Consider the following 17,401-nt stretch of genomic DNA (forward strand, 5'->3'; position numbering starts at 1 on the left):
GATTTGAATATGCTGTCAGGTTATTCCTAAGGATGGACTGTCCTGGAGACCACGTCTGTGCTCATTTTTGGCACCGGTAAGTCGGCGAGATAAGGGTTGGCATGACCAGCCCACAGGCCACCGCGGCACTGACGGCCTGCTGGCGGCTTACCGAGCCCAGCTTGCGTCGGGCATTGAGCAGGTGGAAGTCGATGGTGCGTTCGGAACAGGTCAGGATGTGGCTGATCTCCCAGGTGGTCTTGCCTTCGCTGGCCCAGTACAGGCAGTCCATTTCCTTGGGCGTCAGGTCCTGGCGCGGTTGGGCAGGTCGTTGTAACTGATGCCGCATTCCGGCGAGCAGGTAGGGGATGAGCATGAACAATTGATAAACAGCGGGGTTGGAAAAACCCTTCTGTTCGGTGATCTGTGTGTCGTCGAAGGCCACACTCAGTGTTCCCCTGAGCATTTCGTAGCGCAGCGGGATACTTACGCCGCTGCGCAGACCGTGTTGCTCGCGTTGCTCCCAGAAGTGCCGGGAGCGTCCCCGGGCGCGCCGTCGCTCGCTGTCCCAGAAAAGCGGCACCAGTTCGCGTCGACAGTGCCTGAGTATCGGGTCGATCTCGATCAGCCCGTCACAGCGATAGTGCTCCAGCCAGTGTTTGGGAAAGGTGGTGATGAGGCCGGCGAGAGGGTCGGTATCCCTCGTTGCTGTCGGCCCCAGGCTGATGAGGTAGCTGCCGAAGCCGAGTTGGCGCAGCACTTTGTTCAGCAGGCGCTCCCAATCGCAACGGTTGGCATCCTTGGCGAGGTTCGTGAAGGCGGTCAGCGTAACGGCACGCTCGGCCTGGGTTCGGGCGCAGGCGGGGGAGTGGTGTTTGTCCATAAACGGATCGCTCTAGTTGTAGCAGGAATGAAACAGTCGGAGCACGGAAAAGAAGGGGCGTGTGCCCCTTCCGGGTGGATCACTTGTGCACGTAACACCGGATGAAACTGCGGAACAGGTCCAGGCCGTTTTCGGTGAGGATGCTTTCAGGGTGGAACTGCACGCCCTCCACCGGCAGGTGGCGATGGCGCACACCCATGACATAGCCGTCGTCCGCGGATCTGGACGTGATCTCCAGGCAGTCGGGTAACGGTTGGTCGCTGATCATCAACGAGTGGTAGCGGGTCGCCCGTATCGCACGTGCCTGCGTGTGGTCATAGACGCCCTTGCCATCGTTCTCAATCGTGCTCACCTTGCCGTGCATCACGTGTGGGGCTCGACAAACCTGGGCACCGAAGGCCAGGCCGATGGCCTGGTGACCCAGGCACACACCCAACAGCGGCAGGCGCCCCTGAAAGTGCTTGATCACTTCGATGTAGCCCACATCGGCCGGATGCCCAGGCCCAGGGCCCAACACGCAGAAATCCGGCGAGAACGCTTCAATGCGCTGGATGAGGTCCGGTGCGTCGTGACGCTCGACGTGGGTTTCCAGCCCCAGTTGTTCCAGGTACTGGCTGATGATGAAGACGAAGCTGTCATAGGCGTCGATCAAGAATACTTTCACAGTGCGATCTCCTGGCCGGTGACTGCCCGGTAGACGGACCCCATCTTGTACAGCGTCTCTTTCCACTCGAGCGCGGGCACCGAATCGGCCACCACGCCGGCGGATGCACGCAAGTGGTACGTACCCTCGTCGAACACCGTCGAGCGAATGCACAACGCGGTGTTGACGCTGCCATCGAAGCCGACCAGGCCAAGGGCCCCGGCATAAATACCTCGGCGGTTGCTCTCCATTCCCTCGATCAGCTCCATCGCCCTGACCTTGGGCGCGCCGGACATGGTGCCCGCGGGGAACGATGCCTTGATCACGTCGTAGGCATCCAGGCCCGGGCGCAGCAAGCCGCGAACGTTCGACACCATGTGGTAGAGGTGTGAGTACTCTTCCACTAGCATGAACTCATCGACCTCCAGCGAGCCGGCCTGGCACACGCGACCGATATCGTTGCGACACAGGTCGATGAGCATCAGGTGTTCGGCGCGTTCCTTCTCGGAGCGGGTCAGCTCCAGGACCAACTCAGTTGGATCGACGCCAGGCTTCTTGCCCACGGTGCCGGCGATCGGGCGCATCTCGATCAAGTCGTCCTTGATCCTGACGAACAGCTCGGGACTGGCGCCGATCAGGTCGATGCCGCCTACGTGGGCCAGGTACATGTAGGGGGAAGGGTTGCGCAGGCGCAGGTTCTGGTACACATCGAACGGCGAAACCTGCGAGCGGATGCGAATCTCATGGCCGAGCTGGATCTGGTAGACGTCGCCGGCGCGGATGTGCTCCATCGCCACTTCGACACGCTCGACGAATTGCTCCGGGGTCACCGTGCGTTCCTCCTCGAAACCCTCGGGGTACGGGCGCGGCGCCAGCGCCTCGGGTGCCGGGGTTGTGCTCAGGAAGGGGTAGTCCTCCAATGTACGGGGCGCCCAGAGATCGTGGTTGTTGATCAGGGTTTCGACAATGCCATTGCTGTGGAAATAAACCAGCGTCTGGTAGACCGACAGGGCAATGAGCGGGTAGTCGTAGGTCTGTGTGGCCAGATCGGGAAGTCGCTCGATCAGGCGAACGCAGTCGTAGGAGAAATAGCCGAAGAAGGCCAGGCTGGCCGGGGCATTGGACGCAGGCTGGAACGTTGCCTGGATAGCCCGGAGCAGGTTCCACGCGGCCTCGCGGTCAGGTAGATGGATCTTGTGTTCCTGATCGACCTGCATGCCCACTTGCCGCAGGCTCGCGGACAGATGTTCGCACAGGGCGGCGCAGCCGCGCAGCTGGGCCTTGCCCTCGTTGATACACACTTCGAAAAGCGGTTCGAGCCCGATGATCGTCGCCCGACGATCACGGCTTGGGCCGGACAGTGATTCAAGAATGAAAACAGATTCTCGACCCAGTTGTTCCAGTGCATTTGCATATATGCCAAGTGCATCCGTAGGTCGACGTTCTTCGCGGCGAAGAACATTCACGCCAATTAAATTTGTATTCACGGTTAATACCATATTCAAGGTGTAACGATTCAGGCGCTCGATTAAGAGAGCGCCACGGGAATATAAAGCGCGCAGGCACTTTAAATACGTGTTGACGGATATTCTGAATAGACGGGGCGGACGCTGTTCATGTCGCGCGCACTAAAAGGCTTGCAATGGATTGCAGCCAATTGTTGCGCAGGGCACAAGGCGTGAGCGCCTTCGATTTCAGAGGGGAAAGATCAGGACGTTGCTGGCAGGCAGCAGACAGGCTCCGGTCTTCGCTAGATTAGCGACGCCAGATATTGCTTTTGAAGATGGCCAGAATGGCCCGGGAACAGCTGTCGGGATAGCTGTGGGAGGAACTGATAGCAGAAAGGTGATAGTACATTTTTAGACATCCCAGTCTTGGCTAAGCACTGCGGGAATAATTGGCAGTGCGGCGAAATTACCAGCGTGCCCTGGGGCTGTCAACTGCTGAGGGAATATTAATCTTTCATTCGTTTCTGAATGTCGATGGGACGAAGAGCTATCCCTACGCGTATGTAACCGCGTGTGCCTTTAACAAGAAACTCGTGCGCGCACAACTGTGAGATAGCACAGCTGGGTATTTGTAAGTTCTGTTACTAACGTAGCGGCCGTTGAGTTCCAGTAACCCATCAATCCTGAGCGGCTGAAATGAAAGAGCATTTAGATACATTCAAGAAGCGGTACGATCCGATTCATCATGCCTATTGGACCGACGTCCTCAGCGACACCGCGCTGGCGGCCTGGCACCAGGAACAGTTGCGAGAAGTGATCGGCCACGTGAAGCGGTCTTCGCCGTTCTATTCCAGGCACCTTGCCCAGGTCGACGAGCGCTCGCTGACCTTGGATGACCTCGCCACCTTGCCATTCACGACCAAGGATGACTTGCGCGAGGCAGGCTTCGACATCTTGTCCGGCCCGCTGGAAGACAGCATCTTCTATTACGAGACCACGGGGACCACCGGGCCCGCTACGCCATGCCCACGGGACCGCAAGGAAAGCTACGCGAGCAATCGACAACTGGCCATGGCCTACCAGGCCGTGATCGAAAAGCATTTCCCGGGCGAAAAGACTGTGGTCGGCATCATGGGGCCCACCGAGGTCCATTCCTTCGGTGACACGTTGGGCGATGTCTGCACCCAGCTTGACCTGTGCAATGCCAAGATCTGGCCGCACTCACCGGTGATCGGTTGGCCCAAGGCACTGCAACTGCTCAAGGACCTGCGGATCGGCGTGCTCGCCTCGGCGCCGGGGCTATTGCTGGCCATGGCCAAGGAAGCTGAACGCCAAGGCTTGAACCCACGCGAGGACTTCGCTCTGCGCGCGTTCATGATGAGCGGCGAGCTGTGCACGCCTGCGTTGAAGAACAACCTCTACAGTCTGTGGGGCGCGCAGGCCTACAACAGCCTCTATGGTTCCCAGGAAGCGATGATCATCGCGGCCTGCAACGCCAACGATCAGTTGGTGCCTCATCGCCTCAACTACATCATCGAGGTGCTCGATCCCAAGTCCGGGGAAAGCCTGGGCTGCACCGGCGACGGCGAGTTGTGCGTGACCATGCTGATCCCTGGCAGCAAGCCGTTGATCCGCTACCGCACCGGTGACCTGGTCTCGATCCAGTCGCGTCCCGGCTATGCGCAATCGATGCGCCACACCGTCAAGGTCGTTGGTCGGGTGAAGGATGCCGTGCAACTGAACGATCGCGCCTTCTCGGCCGCACAGATCGAGCAGGCGCTGCTTGAAGGTGTCGAACAATGCCTTGGTTACCAGATCATCCTCAGTCGCGCCAATGATCGCGACACCGTCATCGCCAAGCTGGAAATGTCGCGCTTCTTCGAGGGCGATCGTGGACGTCTGGTGCTGTTGATCAAGGAGCGCCTGCGCGAACGGCTGGGGGTCGATGCCACGGTCATGGTGGTGGGCGATCTGGCCGAGCATGTGAACCTTGGCAGTTGGTTCAGCTGGAAAGAAGCGCGCATCGTCGATCAGCGCCAAGGCCAGTGAGGTCACCGATGAGCCTGTCTGTTCGCGTGATCGATCACGCCAATGAACTGTTCGAGTCCGTCCGGCAGCTCAGGAGCCGCTACCTGGGGACCAACCCGGCACGGGAGGATGACTTCGATCGTAGGGAGCAGGTGCGCGACGCCTTGTCCTATCACCTGGTCTACCTGGACAAGGACGAAGTGGTCGGGACGTTGCGTGTCACTCCGCTGGGTCATGGCCTGAGCTTCGTCGAGCGGGCGGTCGACGTGCAGGCCTATTTCGAACAATCGACGGACACCTTCGATGCCAACCGTCTGGTACTGGACGAGCGATACCGCGGCGGGCGGCACCTGCGCCTGTTTCTCCTGCAAGCGGCCATCTGGCTGAAAGCCAACACCCACCTGCGATTCATCTCGGCACTGTGCCGCGACCAGTTGGCTGCGCTCTATGTCGGGCTGGGCGGGCGCGTGCTGGTGGATGACGTTACCTGGACCGGGGAACAGGTCGAGCGGCGCTACAGCCTCGTCTACCTGGAACTCGAAAGTGTTTACCTCAATGTTAAAGGAGCCAATTGAAATGCAAGCATTCTTCAAGGAACTCGACGCTATCGTCGAAGCGGGTTGGACCCAGATCAAGCAGGGCGCCTACTGGAAATTCAGCCTGGACAACCCAACGCCACCAGCCCTCTACCAACAGCTCATGCTCCAGGTCTACCACTACACCCGCTATAACTCGGTGAACCAGGCCGCTTGCGCTTTCAGTGCCGATCCAGAGGAGACGACGCTGTTGCGCTTCGTCTACAAGCACGCTTTGGAAGAGTTGGGCCACGAGCGCATGGTGCTGCGTGACCTGGAGTCGGTCGGGCTGCTGCCGCAAGCCATGCCGGCGCCCCTGGCGCCGACCCAGGCACTGATCGCCTTTCTCAACGATGTGGCTATCCGCAAGGGGCCGATCGCCCGCCTGGGCTACAGCTACTGGGCCGAGGACGTCTACGAGCACATCCAACCGATCCTGGAACGCTTCCGCGTCGACCTGGGCTTGAAGGATGAGCAGATGACCTTCTTCGTCGCCCACTCGACCATCGACGAGAAGCACGCCGAGGAAGTGCGTATGGCGATGCAGCGTGCGGTGAAGACCGAAGAAGATCGTCGTCAGATCAAGGAGGTGGCGCGCGTCACGTTGTGGCTGACCGGGCAGTTGATGGAAGAGGCTTTGCGCGCCTACCTGGCTGGCGAAGAAGGGTTGCGGGAGGCGTCCTGAATCATGAATCTGACCATCATTGTCGGGTCAAGCCGACCTTGTGGTGTCAGTGCACGGGTGGTGGCGCTGGTGCGCCGCCACCTGGGCGAGGAGGTCGCGGTCGATGACATCTGGCTCAAGGATTACCGGATCGACTACTGCGACGCCGACAACGCTTGCTCCGACCAGGACTGCCAGGTGCAGGACGACGTCGGGCAGTTGGTGGCGCGGCTGGACCGCGCCGATGCGGTGCTCTATCTCCCCGTCATGCATGCCTACGGCACCAACAGTCGCTTCCAGGCGTTTCTGGAACGAGTCGGCTATGGTTTTCTGCGGCCACGGGAGCGCCCGCTACGCGACAAGCTCGCGGCGATTGCGGTCGTCGGCCGACGCTATGGACACACGGCGGTTTTCTCCCAGGTCGCGTTGAACGTCCTGCTCAACAAAATGATTCTGGTCGGCTCGGGATTTCCGCCGTGCTTCCAGACCCAATTGGCCCACGATCCCGAAGCGGAACAGGCTCTGCGCGAGACATTGGACCGGCTCTGTGAGCATCACTGTCGGCTTAACCCCCCAGCACTTGCGACAGGCAAGCCGGAAAGAATCCTGCGGCCCATTCAATTTCAGAAGGGATAACTGTCATGCCATTGAAAGATTCATTGCTCGCGTTACTGGTCGCGTTTCTCTGGGGTGCGCAAGTCACCGCGGTGAAAATCGGCGGCGCCGAGTTGCCGCCTATCCTTATGGTCGCCATGCGCTACGCAATCATGGCGTTGTTTCTCCTGCCGCTGCTCAAACGCGTCAAGCGTGAACAGTTGGCGTCCGTGGCCCTGATCGCCACGATTACCGGGACCGTGCATTTCGGTTTGCTGTATTGCGGTATCGCTCGGGTAGACGCCTCTACCTCGGCGATCATCTATCAACTGGCGGCACCGTTTACCCTCGTCCTGGCATTCGCGTTATTGGGGGAAGTCCTGAAACTGCGGCTCCTGGCGGGCATCCTGCTGGCGTTCGCCGGTGTCCTGGTGCTACTGGCCACGCCATCGGCGGGCGGGACGTTTATCGGTATGTTGCTGGTGGCGCTGGCAGCCTTGGCATTCGCTGCCGGGTCCGTGTTGACCAAGCGTCTCGGGCCCCTCGATCCGCTGGCCTTGAGTGCCTGGACGGCGATCATCGCCGCACCGCAACTGTTGCTGTGGTCCTTCGTCCAGGAAGGCGAGCAATGGGCACGCGTCTACACGGCCAGCGCCCAGGCGTGGTGGGCGGTGCTTTACACCGCGCTCAGTGGTGGTCTGTTGGGGTTCGGCCTGTGGTTCTGGTTGCTTGGCCGCAACTCGATGCAGCAACTGAGCCCGTACCTGCTTCTGGTGCCGGTGTTCGCGATCGCTGTCAGTCAGGTCATGCTTGCCGAAGGTTTCAGCCAGCGCCTGGTGATCGGCGCCGTGTTGACGCTGTCAGGTGTGGCGCTATGCCAACTGCGCCTGCCGGCAAGATTCTTCCTCAAGGCACGTAGCAAAGGACAAGGAGTGGCGGATGAACCGCGTTGATCGACTGCTGCTAGGCACCTTGCGCCTGGTCCACCGCTGGCAGTTCGGTTTGAAGCTGCGCTGGCACACCGGTACACATGGACGCCTGGCTTATCTGCAAAGCCCTGCACGGCACCCGCGGACGACGCTGGTCATGCTCCATGGCTTGGGTGCCAGCAAGGACCAGTGGGGCCCTGCGATGCTGGGCATGGCGCGCCATCACCCTTGCGTTTTCGTCGACTTGCCGGGGCATGGCCAATCCGTGTACGAGTCGGGTGCAGACTTTGGCCCCCAGGCGATGCTGGCGGAGCTCGAAGGCATGCTGGAAGCGCTCGTCGAGGGCCCCTTCGTGCTGGTCGGCAGCTCTTTGGGTGGGTGTGTGGCCGGGCTGTATGCGGCGAAACACCCGCAGCGTGTCAGTCACTTGGTCTTGCTGGCGCCTGCCGGTCTGGGTGCGCAAGCGCTAGGCCCTACATTGAAAGCCAGTCTGCAAGGGGCGGGGGCGGTGTTTGGCTATCGTACGGTCGAGGAGATGAGGCGCTTCTGGAGCCTGGTGTTCAAGGCGCCGCCTGAGGTAGGAGGGCGCTTGGCCCAGGCCATGGCGGCCAGCGGCAGGTCGAGGTTCGCCGCGGTGCAGCGGGTCGTCGAGGATTTCCGTCGTGAAGGCCTGGACGTGCTGCTCGAACGGTTGCCACAGATTGCTTCAAGGACACTGGTAATCTGGGGGCGGCATGACCAGGTATTCCTGCCGGCGACCCTGGAGACCTTGCTCCAGCAACTGCCCGATGCGCGCGGCGAGTTCATCGAGGATTGCGGGCATGTGCCCTATCTTGAACGGGGCGCCGATGTAGTGGCAGCGATTACACGGTTCATTGCAACGTCCGAGTGATCGGGGCAGCCCTTACGACGAATACTTCCGCGCGCTGAACCAGGCGCTGAAAATCCATGGGCCGATGTGCCCCGTGATGCTGATTGACCTCGACCGGCTCGATCACAATATCAATGTGGTCAAGCAATCCGTCACGCCCTATGGTCGCAGCCCCAATCAGGAAATGGTCAACGGCTCACCCACCGTAGGGCTGAATGTTGAAGACCAGGTGTTTTTACGACCGATCCAGACGGAATCCGTGCTGCTGCAATTTGGCGATTTGCTGGCCGTGCGCGGCGGGAAGATTGTTGAAACCTGGCCGGTGTACTGAATCGGATCTGCCCCCCATGCCTGAGCGTCTACCGAATTTGAACGGATGAACAGAGCTGGCGGTCTACGCTTTTCAAGCGTCGTGACAGGAAAAGAACCGATGCCTTCAATGGACATTCAGCCCTTGCTCGAAGAATTGCTCCTGGCCCGCGGCCCTGGCGGGCAGGAAGATGAGGTTCGGGAAGTATGCCTCAGGGAATTGGGTAAACACTGCGATGAGATCTCGGTCGACGAGGCAGGCAATGTCAGGGGCCTGATCAAGGCCATGGGTGATTCTTCGCAAGCACCGCCCATCAGGGTCATGGCTCACCTTGATGAAATTGCCATGATCGTAAAGAAAGTAAGGCACGACGGTAATCTGGAGGTCGTGGCCCTGGGCGGTGCCCAGCCCATTTGCTTCGGCGTTTGTCCGGTAGACATACTCGGTGATAGCACATGCCTGCCCGGCGTACTGTCTTATGGTTCCATGCACAACAGTGGTGGTTCAGCGCAGGGGCGCGATGTCCTTTCGGGGGCTGTGAAGTGGAGCGATGTCCATGTCATCACCCGGTGTTCGCTGCAAGAACTGGCCGACGCCGGTGTCCGACCTGGGGTACGCGTGGTGCTTAGCCGGCACTGGCGTCAGCCGTTCCAAGTGAAAGATTCAGTCGCCGCCCACTTCCTGGATGACAGGGCGCCCTTGGCGGCAGTGATCACAACAGCACAGCACCTGAAAAACCGCAGGCATGAGCTCAAGCAAGACGTCTGGTTCGTCTGTACGACGCTTGAGGAGGAGTCCAACGCCGGTGCGCTCTATGCCGCTGCCCGCGTGCCGGGGGACACGACCATCGCGGTCGAGGTGGGCCCGGTACTTGAGGAATACGGGACGGTTTTATCGGCAGATCCGATCATCAACACCGGGGATCAGAAGGGCTATTACACCCGCTCTGTCGTGGACGCCCTGATCAAGGCAGCACAACGCTGCGGATATGACCCACAAGTTGCCCTTCTGGTGGATTTCGCCTCCGACGCCAGTGCCATCATGAGCGCTGGAGTGGCGGCGCGAGTGGGGTGCATCGCCATTCCAACGGAAAATACCCATGGGTTTGAAATGGTGCTCCATGAAGGAATCATTGCGTGCGCGGCGACACTCACCGAATACCTGGTACGGGCTACGTGAAAGCAATTCCTAAGCGGCGGGCCGACGCATCGCCAGAATGGCCGTACCGAAGCCGATGAACGTCGAGCCGACGAGCCTGCTGATCCACACGGAAAACGCAGGCCGTTTCAGCACGCCTTTGGCCTGGGCCGCAATGGCCGCATACAGGCTCAAGGACACCAGTGACAAACCGGCGAATATCGAGGTGAGAAGCAGGAACTGCGGCAGCAGTGCGGCGCTCTGGTCGATGAACTGCGGGAACAGGGCGGTGAAGAACATCGTCGCCTTGGGGTTGGTGATGGCTGTCAGGAAGGCCGACTTGTACAGCTTTGAACGCGATGGCTTTCTGGTTTTGCCATCGGCTTGCACATCCTGCGCAAGTATCGGGCTTTTCTTGAACAGCTGCTTGGCGCCCAGGTAGAACAGATAACCCGCCCCTAGGACTTTCACGGCGTTGAACAGCCATTCGGAGCTGGCGAGCAATGCGCCGAGACCCAGCATCGCGGCGGCCGACAAGCAGAACAGCCCGCTGGCGTTGCCCACCGACGACCACACCGCGTAGCGCGGCCCGTAGGCCAGGCTGTTATTGATCGCCATCAAGGTGGCAGGTCCAGGACTGGCGATGGCGATGGCCGCGACCAGGGTAAAGGCGAGAATTGAGTGCAGTTCCATTGTTCACATTCGCGGCTGATTGAGAGGGTGTGCATCCTACCGGAAACCTGGGGTTGTCTGAATACAGCCGCCACAACGTCTCTATCGGTGCAGCCGCGCTCGGGGTGTTCATCGAGTGGTTCGCGACCCTGCTGGGGCCTTGCCTTGAGCGCCGAGCCGTTGGGGCGGCTTCGATGCTACAGCCCGGCCTTTCCTGGGGGAGGGCGCGTCATGCGGATCGTAGTATTGGCTTTGGCGATGGCGTTGCTGGGCGGATGCGCCACGGCCAACGAACCCTTTGACATGGGACAGCTCTGTGGCCGCCATCCTTACTGCGGTGCGGCGACCGATATCGAGATCATCAAGGCTTCGACGAACGACAACGACGTATATGCGCGTGCTCTGGCACCTTTTGCAATCGTTGATCTTCCTTTCAGTATCGTCGCCGATACGCTGATCCTGCCCTATACGATTTTTCATATGAGGCCTGCCGAGGAGTAGTGGTATTGCCTCGACGGGTTGAATCCAAAACTCAAGGCGGCCGGCCGCATTAATCGCCTGCTTTCTGCCGTTTCATCCTCGTCCAATCAACACGTACGATGGCGCAACGCAGCACCTGTAATTGTCCTGTGCTCAAGGCAATCGCCAGTAGAATCAGTAAGATCAGTCCCCAATCAGAGGGGCTTGGGTATTGGCCGAGGATCGCCATTGAACTGAAGATGCCAAACACCGGGATCAACAGTGACAACGGCGCTACGCGTGACAGTGGGTATTCACGCAATAGCAGGTTCCATCCCCAGTAGCTGAAATGCGTCGCGGCGTAGACCTGGAACGCGAGCGAAAGCAACGTCGTTGCATTGAGCTGCGAAGGGAGTGCGTTGAAGGGCGCTGAGCCATGCAACAGCCACGTCAACAGCAAGAGCGGGATGGGTGCAAACAAGCTGGCCCACACCACGAAAGCGAAGACCTCACGCACCTTCGATACCTTGATGACCACGTTGCCGATGCTCCACGCCATTGCGCTGCCAATGACGAGTGCGAAACCGGCCTTCGACGAGTCGCCAGGGCTGCACAGTACGATCCCTCCCAGCCCTATGGCTGCCAGCAAGCTGCCAATCCTTTGAGGTTGTCCCAGGCGTTCGCCAAAGAAAAGTACACCCCAGCCCAGAGTGAAGAATGCACTGCACTGGATCAGCAGCGACGCTGTACCGGGTGGCACCCCCATGGCAATTCCCTGGTTGATCAACGCCCACATGGCCACGCCAAAAATCAGCCCGTAGGCGGCCAGCCATCGGAAGGCAACGCGTGGACGCTCCACGAAAAATACCCAAGGCAAGGCGGCCAGCGCGAAACGCAATGCAGTCAACAGCAGCGGATCAATGCCGGCAAGTCCGAGTTTTGTCACGGGGAAATTCACCCCCCAGACGGCCGTCACCAGAATGGCGAGTAATAGATGCTTCTTTTGCATTGTCAGTCTTTCTCCAGCGCAGAACGGAAGTGTTCGTGCGTGAAGAATATGCAAGCAATCGAGCTGGCCTGCTTTCAGTCACAGGCCAATATTCATTAGAATCGGGCCATGCGAGAAACCATCCTACATACCTACCAGAACACACCGCGCGATGCCGTCGTGACCGAACGTGGCTACGCAGACGCAACGCTGTTCCCAATGCATCACCATCCACGTGGTCAGTTCGCTTATGCCGCAAGCGGGGTCATCACCGTGTTTACCGATGACGGCAACTGGGTTGTTCCGCCCCAACGCGGTATATGGGTTCCGGCACAACTCGCCCACTCCATGCAGATGCGTGGCCCCGTTACCCTGCACAACACCTATATCCGCAAACAAGCGGCTCAGCGGTTGGGGTTGCCGGGGCAGTGTCAGGTATTGGACGTGTCGCCGTTGTTGCGGCAATTGCTGGTCAAAGCGATCGATGTCCCCGCGCGATATGCCATCCAGGGACGTGATGGGCATTTGATGGGGCTGCTGCTCCATGAGATCGCCAGCATGCCCGCGCTTTCGCTCAATGCCCCGTTGCCGGCAGAACCACGCCTTGCGATGGTCTGTCGCGAGTTTCTGACCCAGCCTTCGCTGGAGGTTGGTATCGACGATATGGCCCGCCGTTCGGGGATGAGTCGTCGGACGTTTACCCGCCATTTTCGATTGCACACCGGAATCAGTTATCTCCAATGGCGACAGCAAGCCTGCCTGCTCGAAGCGATGGTTCGTCTGGGGAAAGGTCAGCCGGTCACCGAGGTCGCCATGGCGTTGGGTTATAGCAGTTCAAGTGCGTTCACAACGGTTTTCAAACAGTTGCTGGGGGAAGTACCCAGTCGCTACTTCCCGGTGCGACAGGCTTAGGGCTCCAACGCTTTGAATCTCCCGAGTGTGTAAAAAGCCCCGAATCTGGAGGTGTTGTGTAAAACTCTCGTTTTGGTGACGATCACCGCCTACAGATCTCGCGAGGGACGCACATGATCGACGGTTCCGCTGTCTTGACAGTTTTTTTGGTCTACCTGGCTGGTGTCGTGATTCCTGGACCGAATTTCGTCGCGGTGGTCCATAAGGCGGTGGCTGCTACGCGCTCTGAAGCGCTGGCCTTGGTGGCGGGAATCGTGCTGGTCAACCTGTTCTGGTCCACCTGTGCGATTGCAGGTCTCGGGGTTGTATTTGCTGCGCTCCCTTGGGCTGCGCTGGTTGTAAAGGTTCTGGGTGCAGCCTACCTGATGTGGTTCGGACTCCGACTGCTGATCAATGCGGGGAGGAATGCGCCTGGCCCGCTGAATGATGCCGTCGCCGGTAGTTGCCGCCAGTCCTTTTTTCAGGGGCTGGTCACCAACATTGGCAACCCCAAGTCCATGGCTTTCTATGCCGCTGTTTTTTCAGCCGCGGCTCCCGCCCACGTTTCGCCAGGCACGTTTTTGTCGATGTTGGCAGTTGTGGTGGTGGTTTCAATGGCTTGGTATGCAATGGTCGCAATTGCGCTTTCGCAACCGAGGATTGCTTGCGGCTATCAAGGTAGGAAAAAAGCAATTGATAGACTGTGCGGTGGTTTGATTTTGTCTCTGGGGGTTCGCCAACTGGTTTAGCGAGTAGCCGTTGCTGGCGCAAGCCTTCGTTGCTGCACGCCAGGTTGCTGATCGAGCATCCATCGCTCTCGCGACCCAGGGCGGCACTCCAGATTTTCGCCACGGCGGCACCGGTCAGTGCTTGAGGCCGACCAACTCCAGCGTTACACGGTCCAGGGTCGAAGGTGCCCTGCCGCGTCGCAATTGGTCTTGCAGGGATAAAAGTGCTCACGTCAGGTTGTCGGTAATGAGCCTGACCCTGTGACAATCGGCCGGCCCGAGTTTCTGACCGCTTGAGGAACGAACATCCATCGGCATGAGGGCCTGCCCGGACGTGTTGTCCAACAGCACGGAACGCGATTCTCCCGGCTCGAACAGGAAGCGTTCGCCCCACTGTCGCAGGCTGACCACGACCGGAAAAATCTCCCGGCCTTTGTCCGTCAGGACGTACTCCTTGTAGGCGCTTCCATCTGACGCGGGTCGAACGTCGAACACGCCGACCTCGACCAACGCTTTGAGTCGCGAAGCCAGAATGTTTTTGGCCACGCCCAGGCTCTTTTGAAATTCACTGAAGCGGCGAATGTCGTCGAAGGCGTCGCGGATGATCATGAGCGACCAGCGATCGCCAATCACGTCCAGTGTCCTGGCTACCGGGCATTCGCTGTTTTGTGGTGAAGCGTTTTCCATTTTATTGACCTTCTGAAAAAGGATCGCAAGTCCAGTTGATGTCTGTGGTTGCAAATTGAAACCTGATCGGGCAACAATTCACTCAGGTTTTAAATTGAAACCAGTTTAGCGCCAAGGAGACGTGCATGACAGCAGATGTCGATTGTTTCACCCAGCAGCCTTCGGGAAATCACCCTGGTGGGAGCGCGTGCTCCCCTGTAGGAGCTGTCGAGCGAAGCGAGGCGGCGATCTTTCCCCAGGCACATGAGTCCCAAGGGAAAGATCAAAAGATCGCAGCCTTCGGCAGCTCCTACGCGGGGTCACCGTGTTCCTTGAGTGACGACCAATGCGCGGGGCTTTCACCGGCGCTCACGTTATTGTTTTCCGTGACCTGCGCACTGGCCGTCGCCAACGTTTACTTTGCCCAGCCTTTGCTTGCCTCGATGGCCGAAAGCCTGGGCGTTGCTTCAGGATTGATCGGGGTTGTGGTCACGGCCACCCAGGTGGGGTACGCGCTGGGGTTGCTGTTCATCGTCCCGCTGGGGGACAAGGTCAACCGTAAACGGCTGGTTATCGCGCAATTGGTGTTGTCCGCGATTGCGCTCGCGGCCGTCGGCGCAGCCCGGCACTGGTTGGCTTTGCTGGGCGCGATGATCGTGATGGGCTTGCTGGCGGTGGTCGTCCAGGTGCTGGTGGCCTATGCCGCCGTGTTGTCCACGCCTTCCCAACGGGGACAGGCCGTGGGAACCGTCACCAGCGGCGTTGTCCTGGGTATTCTCCTGGCGCGGTTTACCTCCGGGTTGATTGCTGATCTGGCGGGCTGGCGTGGGGTCTATTTCGTTTCCTCGGGCTTGATGTTGACCATCGCGGCAGTGTTCTGGGCAGTGGTGCCGATCGCGGTGTCGCCGCCTGACCGGCAGCCTTATCGGGTGCTTATCCGGTCGCTGTTCAAGTTGTTCATGACCGAGCCGGTGCTACGGATCAGGGGGCTGCTGGCCTTGCTGATCTTTGCCGCGTTTTCGGTGTTATGGACCGCCATGGTGCTGCCGTTGAGCGCCGCGCCGCTGTCGCTTTCACACACGGCCATCGGCCTGTTTGGCCTGGCTGGCGTCGCCGGGGCCCTGGCAGCCAGAAGGGCCGGTCGTTGGGCCGATCAGGGCTTTGGACAACGCGTTACCGGCTGGTCGCTGGGACTCCTCACGCTCTCCTGGCTGCCCATCACGTTTACCGAGACCTCCCTGGTCGCACTGGTGTGCGGCGTGGTGTTGCTCGACTTCGCGGTGCAGGCCGTGCATGTCACCAACCAGAGCTTGATCTTCGCTGCACGGCCCGACGCCCAAAGTCGCATGGTCGGCGCGTACATGTGCTTCTACTCGGTGGGCAGCGCACTGGGCGCAACGGCCGCGACCCAGGTCTACGCGCTGTGGGGCTGGATGGCGGTCAGCCTGCTAGGCGCCTTGATCAGCGCCGCCGCGTTGGCGGTGTGGAGACTCTCGCTTCATTGTGGCCACTGTTCAAGCAGGATCGAGACGAACTTCTCCGTGGCCGGGGAGAGCGATGCGCCCCGGCGGTAGACCAGGCCCAGCGAGCGGTTTACCACCGGCTCGATCAGCGGCACGCTAACCAGGGTTGGATGATCCCCGGCCGGCATCGCCAGGCTGGGCATCGCCGACACGCCGAGGCCAGCCTCGACCAATCCCAGCGACGTCGACAAGTGCTGGACTTCGTAAAACCACTGCGGGCGCCAACTCAGGCCCGACAGCGCGTGGTCCAGCAGCATGCGGTTGCCGCTCAGGCGACCGACGCCGATCAACCGATAATCACTGAGTTCCGACCAGGTTGATCGCGCCGGCAAGCCAGCACGAAGGGCTCGTTGACCAGGGGCACAAACTCGATGTCCGGGTGCTGGCCGCTCATCATGATGATGCCGAAGTCGGCTTCGCCGCGCAGTACCGCCTCGAGCCCTTCGTTGGCGCTGAGGTCGAGCAGACGGATGCGGATTTTCGGGTAGCGCTCGTTGTAGAGACGGATCACCGAAGGGTGGCCAAGACCACGATCAAATACGGAACCTTGCTGCCCAAGAGCCCGGTGCTGGTCTACAACGATTCGCGGCTGTTGCCCCAGACTTACCAAGGCACCAGATCAGCAGCAATGATGTCGATAACCTCACCGTCACCGGCGGGTATCTGGAGCGTTTGAAGCTGCGCGATTCGAGCGACAGCATGCCCATCGTGCCCGATGGCTACGGCGGCGATAAGTCTGGTGACTTCAGCTATGCCGGCGCCGACTACAAGCTGGGCAAGCACATCCGTCTGAGTTACTTCTACGGCGATCTGGAGAATTTCTATCGACAGAACTTTGTTGGCATCCAGCATGATTTGCCCTTGGGCGCAGGGGTATTGACCAGCGACCTGCGTTACTTCAACAGCGTCGATTCGGGTTCGGCCTACAGCGGTAAGATCGACAACGACATGCTCAGCGGGTCGCTGTCCTACGCCGTTGTCGGCCACACACTACGTCTATCGCTCGGACTTTTTCCCGTGGCCGCGACAGCAACCGGATCTATTTCACCTACGATATCGCCCTTCGGTAGGTCATGCAGTTCACCTAAGAAACAACGATGGACCTGTGGCCAGGGATTGCTCCGCTCGGCTCTGTAGGAGTTGGCGAAGCCTGCGATCTTTTGATTTTTGGCTTGAGACTCAAGTGTCTTTGGAAAGATCGCAGCCTCGTTGCACTTGGCAGCTTATGCAGGCGCAGCCCTGCGCTAGCAAGGTTCGGTGGTGCGCGATGTGAGTCGGGTTCTCAACCTCAACCGCATGGCGCAAGAGATCAGCAGGGGCATGCAGGAAATCGGCAATGCCACGGCGCAAGTGGCAATTGTAATGCTTCAGTCAACATGGCCCGGGCCTTTAACGAAATGGCCCGGATTTATT

Annotated in this window: 17 protein-coding genes and 3 pseudogenes; 13 read left to right on the top strand and 7 right to left on the bottom strand. The window is 59.7% G+C overall.

Annotation, left to right across the window (positions count from 1 at the left end; genetic code table 11):
* Positions 1–61: 61 nt before the first annotated feature.
* The 3 genes from AACY31_RS19150 to AACY31_RS19160 form a co-directional block, all read right to left on the bottom strand.
* Positions 62–862, bottom strand: a complete 801-nt coding sequence (locus AACY31_RS19150) for a helix-turn-helix transcriptional regulator (RefSeq protein ID WP_339482111.1) — start codon at positions 860–862, stop codon at positions 62–64.
* A gap of 79 nt (positions 863–941) precedes the next feature.
* Positions 942–1,526 carry an anthranilate synthase component II gene (locus tag AACY31_RS19155; protein WP_339482110.1) on the bottom strand — a complete coding sequence of 195 codons (585 nt, stop codon included), beginning with the start codon at positions 1,524–1,526 and terminating at the stop codon, positions 942–944.
* On the bottom strand, positions 1,523–2,992 hold the full coding sequence (locus AACY31_RS19160) for an anthranilate synthase component I family protein (RefSeq protein ID WP_339492113.1): 1,470 nt from the start codon (positions 2,990–2,992) through the stop codon (positions 1,523–1,525). The genes AACY31_RS19155 and AACY31_RS19160 overlap by 4 nt, the downstream gene beginning before the upstream one ends.
* Positions 2,993–3,649: 657 nt before the next feature.
* On the opposite strand from AACY31_RS19160, the gene AACY31_RS19165 reads away from it, so the two are divergent.
* The 8 genes and pseudogenes from AACY31_RS19165 to AACY31_RS19200 all read left to right on the top strand — a co-directional run bounded on the left by AACY31_RS19165 (position 3,650) and on the right by AACY31_RS19200 (position 10,103).
* A complete protein-coding gene (locus tag AACY31_RS19165; RefSeq protein WP_339482109.1) occupies positions 3,650–5,002 on the top strand; it encodes a phenylacetate--CoA ligase family protein in 1,353 nt (450 codons plus the stop codon).
* A gap of 8 nt (positions 5,003–5,010) precedes the next feature.
* Positions 5,011–5,556 carry an acetyltransferase gene (locus AACY31_RS19170; RefSeq protein ID WP_339482108.1) on the top strand — a complete coding sequence of 182 codons (546 nt, stop codon included), beginning with the start codon at positions 5,011–5,013 and terminating at the stop codon, positions 5,554–5,556.
* A 1-nt stretch (position 5,557) separates the two neighbouring features.
* Positions 5,558–6,241 (top strand): iron-containing redox enzyme family protein, encoded by a 684-nt coding sequence (locus tag AACY31_RS19175; protein ID WP_339482107.1) that lies wholly within the window; start codon positions 5,558–5,560, stop codon positions 6,239–6,241.
* Positions 6,242–6,244: 3 nt separating this feature from the next.
* Positions 6,245–6,856 (top strand): flavodoxin family protein, encoded by a 612-nt coding sequence (locus tag AACY31_RS19180; protein WP_003200650.1) that lies wholly within the window; start codon positions 6,245–6,247, stop codon positions 6,854–6,856.
* Between the two features lie 5 nt (positions 6,857–6,861).
* Positions 6,862–7,767: a DMT family transporter gene (locus AACY31_RS19185; protein ID WP_339482099.1), complete on the top strand. Its 906-nt coding sequence runs from the start codon at positions 6,862–6,864 to the stop codon at positions 7,765–7,767.
* Entirely contained in the window at positions 7,754–8,635 is an 882-nt protein-coding gene (locus AACY31_RS19190) for an alpha/beta fold hydrolase (protein ID WP_339482097.1), read from the top strand. Before AACY31_RS19185 ends, AACY31_RS19190 begins: the two co-directional genes overlap by 14 nt.
* Before the next feature lie 139 nt (positions 8,636–8,774).
* Positions 8,775–8,945: pseudogene (locus AACY31_RS19195) on the top strand (DSD1 family PLP-dependent enzyme); the annotation flags it as partial.
* Between the two features lie 108 nt (positions 8,946–9,053).
* Entirely contained in the window at positions 9,054–10,103 is a 1,050-nt protein-coding gene (locus AACY31_RS19200) for a M28 family peptidase (RefSeq protein ID WP_339482164.1), read from the top strand.
* A 9-nt stretch (positions 10,104–10,112) separates the two neighbouring features.
* Here AACY31_RS19200 and AACY31_RS19205 read toward each other — a convergent pair whose 3' ends face one another.
* Positions 10,113–10,754 carry a LysE family translocator gene (locus tag AACY31_RS19205; protein WP_339482096.1) on the bottom strand — a complete coding sequence of 214 codons (642 nt, stop codon included), beginning with the start codon at positions 10,752–10,754 and terminating at the stop codon, positions 10,113–10,115.
* A 210-nt stretch (positions 10,755–10,964) separates the two neighbouring features.
* On the opposite strand from AACY31_RS19205, the gene AACY31_RS19210 reads away from it, so the two are divergent.
* A complete protein-coding gene (locus AACY31_RS19210; RefSeq protein ID WP_339482095.1) occupies positions 10,965–11,234 on the top strand; it encodes a YceK/YidQ family lipoprotein in 270 nt (89 codons plus the stop codon).
* A 49-nt stretch (positions 11,235–11,283) separates the two neighbouring features.
* Here AACY31_RS19210 and AACY31_RS19215 read toward each other — a convergent pair whose 3' ends face one another.
* Entirely contained in the window at positions 11,284–12,201 is a 918-nt protein-coding gene (locus AACY31_RS19215; RefSeq protein ID WP_339482094.1) for an EamA family transporter, read from the bottom strand.
* Positions 12,202–12,309: 108 nt separating this feature from the next.
* Here AACY31_RS19215 and AACY31_RS19220 point away from each other — a divergent pair, with 108 nt between their 5' ends.
* Positions 12,310–13,092, top strand: coding sequence for an AraC family transcriptional regulator (locus AACY31_RS19220; protein ID WP_339482093.1), 783 nt, complete (start codon positions 12,310–12,312; stop codon positions 13,090–13,092).
* A 113-nt stretch (positions 13,093–13,205) separates the two neighbouring features.
* On the top strand, positions 13,206–13,820 hold the full coding sequence (locus AACY31_RS19225; RefSeq protein WP_339482091.1) for a LysE family translocator: 615 nt from the start codon (positions 13,206–13,208) through the stop codon (positions 13,818–13,820).
* Between the two features lie 207 nt (positions 13,821–14,027).
* Here the strand turns inward: AACY31_RS19225 and AACY31_RS19230 are convergent, their stop codons facing one another.
* On the bottom strand, positions 14,028–14,486 hold the full coding sequence (locus AACY31_RS19230) for a winged helix-turn-helix transcriptional regulator (protein WP_339482090.1): 459 nt from the start codon (positions 14,484–14,486) through the stop codon (positions 14,028–14,030).
* A gap of 311 nt (positions 14,487–14,797) precedes the next feature.
* Here AACY31_RS19230 and AACY31_RS19235 point away from each other — a divergent pair, with 311 nt between their 5' ends.
* Positions 14,798–16,039, top strand: coding sequence for an MFS transporter (locus AACY31_RS19235; protein ID WP_339492117.1), 1,242 nt, complete (start codon positions 14,798–14,800; stop codon positions 16,037–16,039).
* On the opposite strand, the pseudogene AACY31_RS19240 reads toward AACY31_RS19235, so the two are convergent.
* Positions 15,964–16,505 (bottom strand): annotated as a pseudogene (locus AACY31_RS19240) (LysR substrate-binding domain-containing protein); the annotation flags it as partial. The gene AACY31_RS19235 and the pseudogene AACY31_RS19240 sit on opposite strands and share 76 nt — an antisense overlap.
* Here AACY31_RS19240 and AACY31_RS19245 point away from each other — a divergent pair.
* Positions 16,491–16,981 (top strand): annotated as a pseudogene (locus tag AACY31_RS19245) (OprD family outer membrane porin); the annotation flags it as partial. The pseudogenes AACY31_RS19240 and AACY31_RS19245 sit on opposite strands and share 15 nt — an antisense overlap.
* Positions 16,982–17,401: the final 420 nt, after the last annotated feature.

The organism is Pseudomonas sp. RL_105y_Pfl2_101 (assembly GCF_963970585.1).
Lineage (GTDB): Bacteria > Pseudomonadota > Gammaproteobacteria > Pseudomonadales > Pseudomonadaceae > Aquipseudomonas.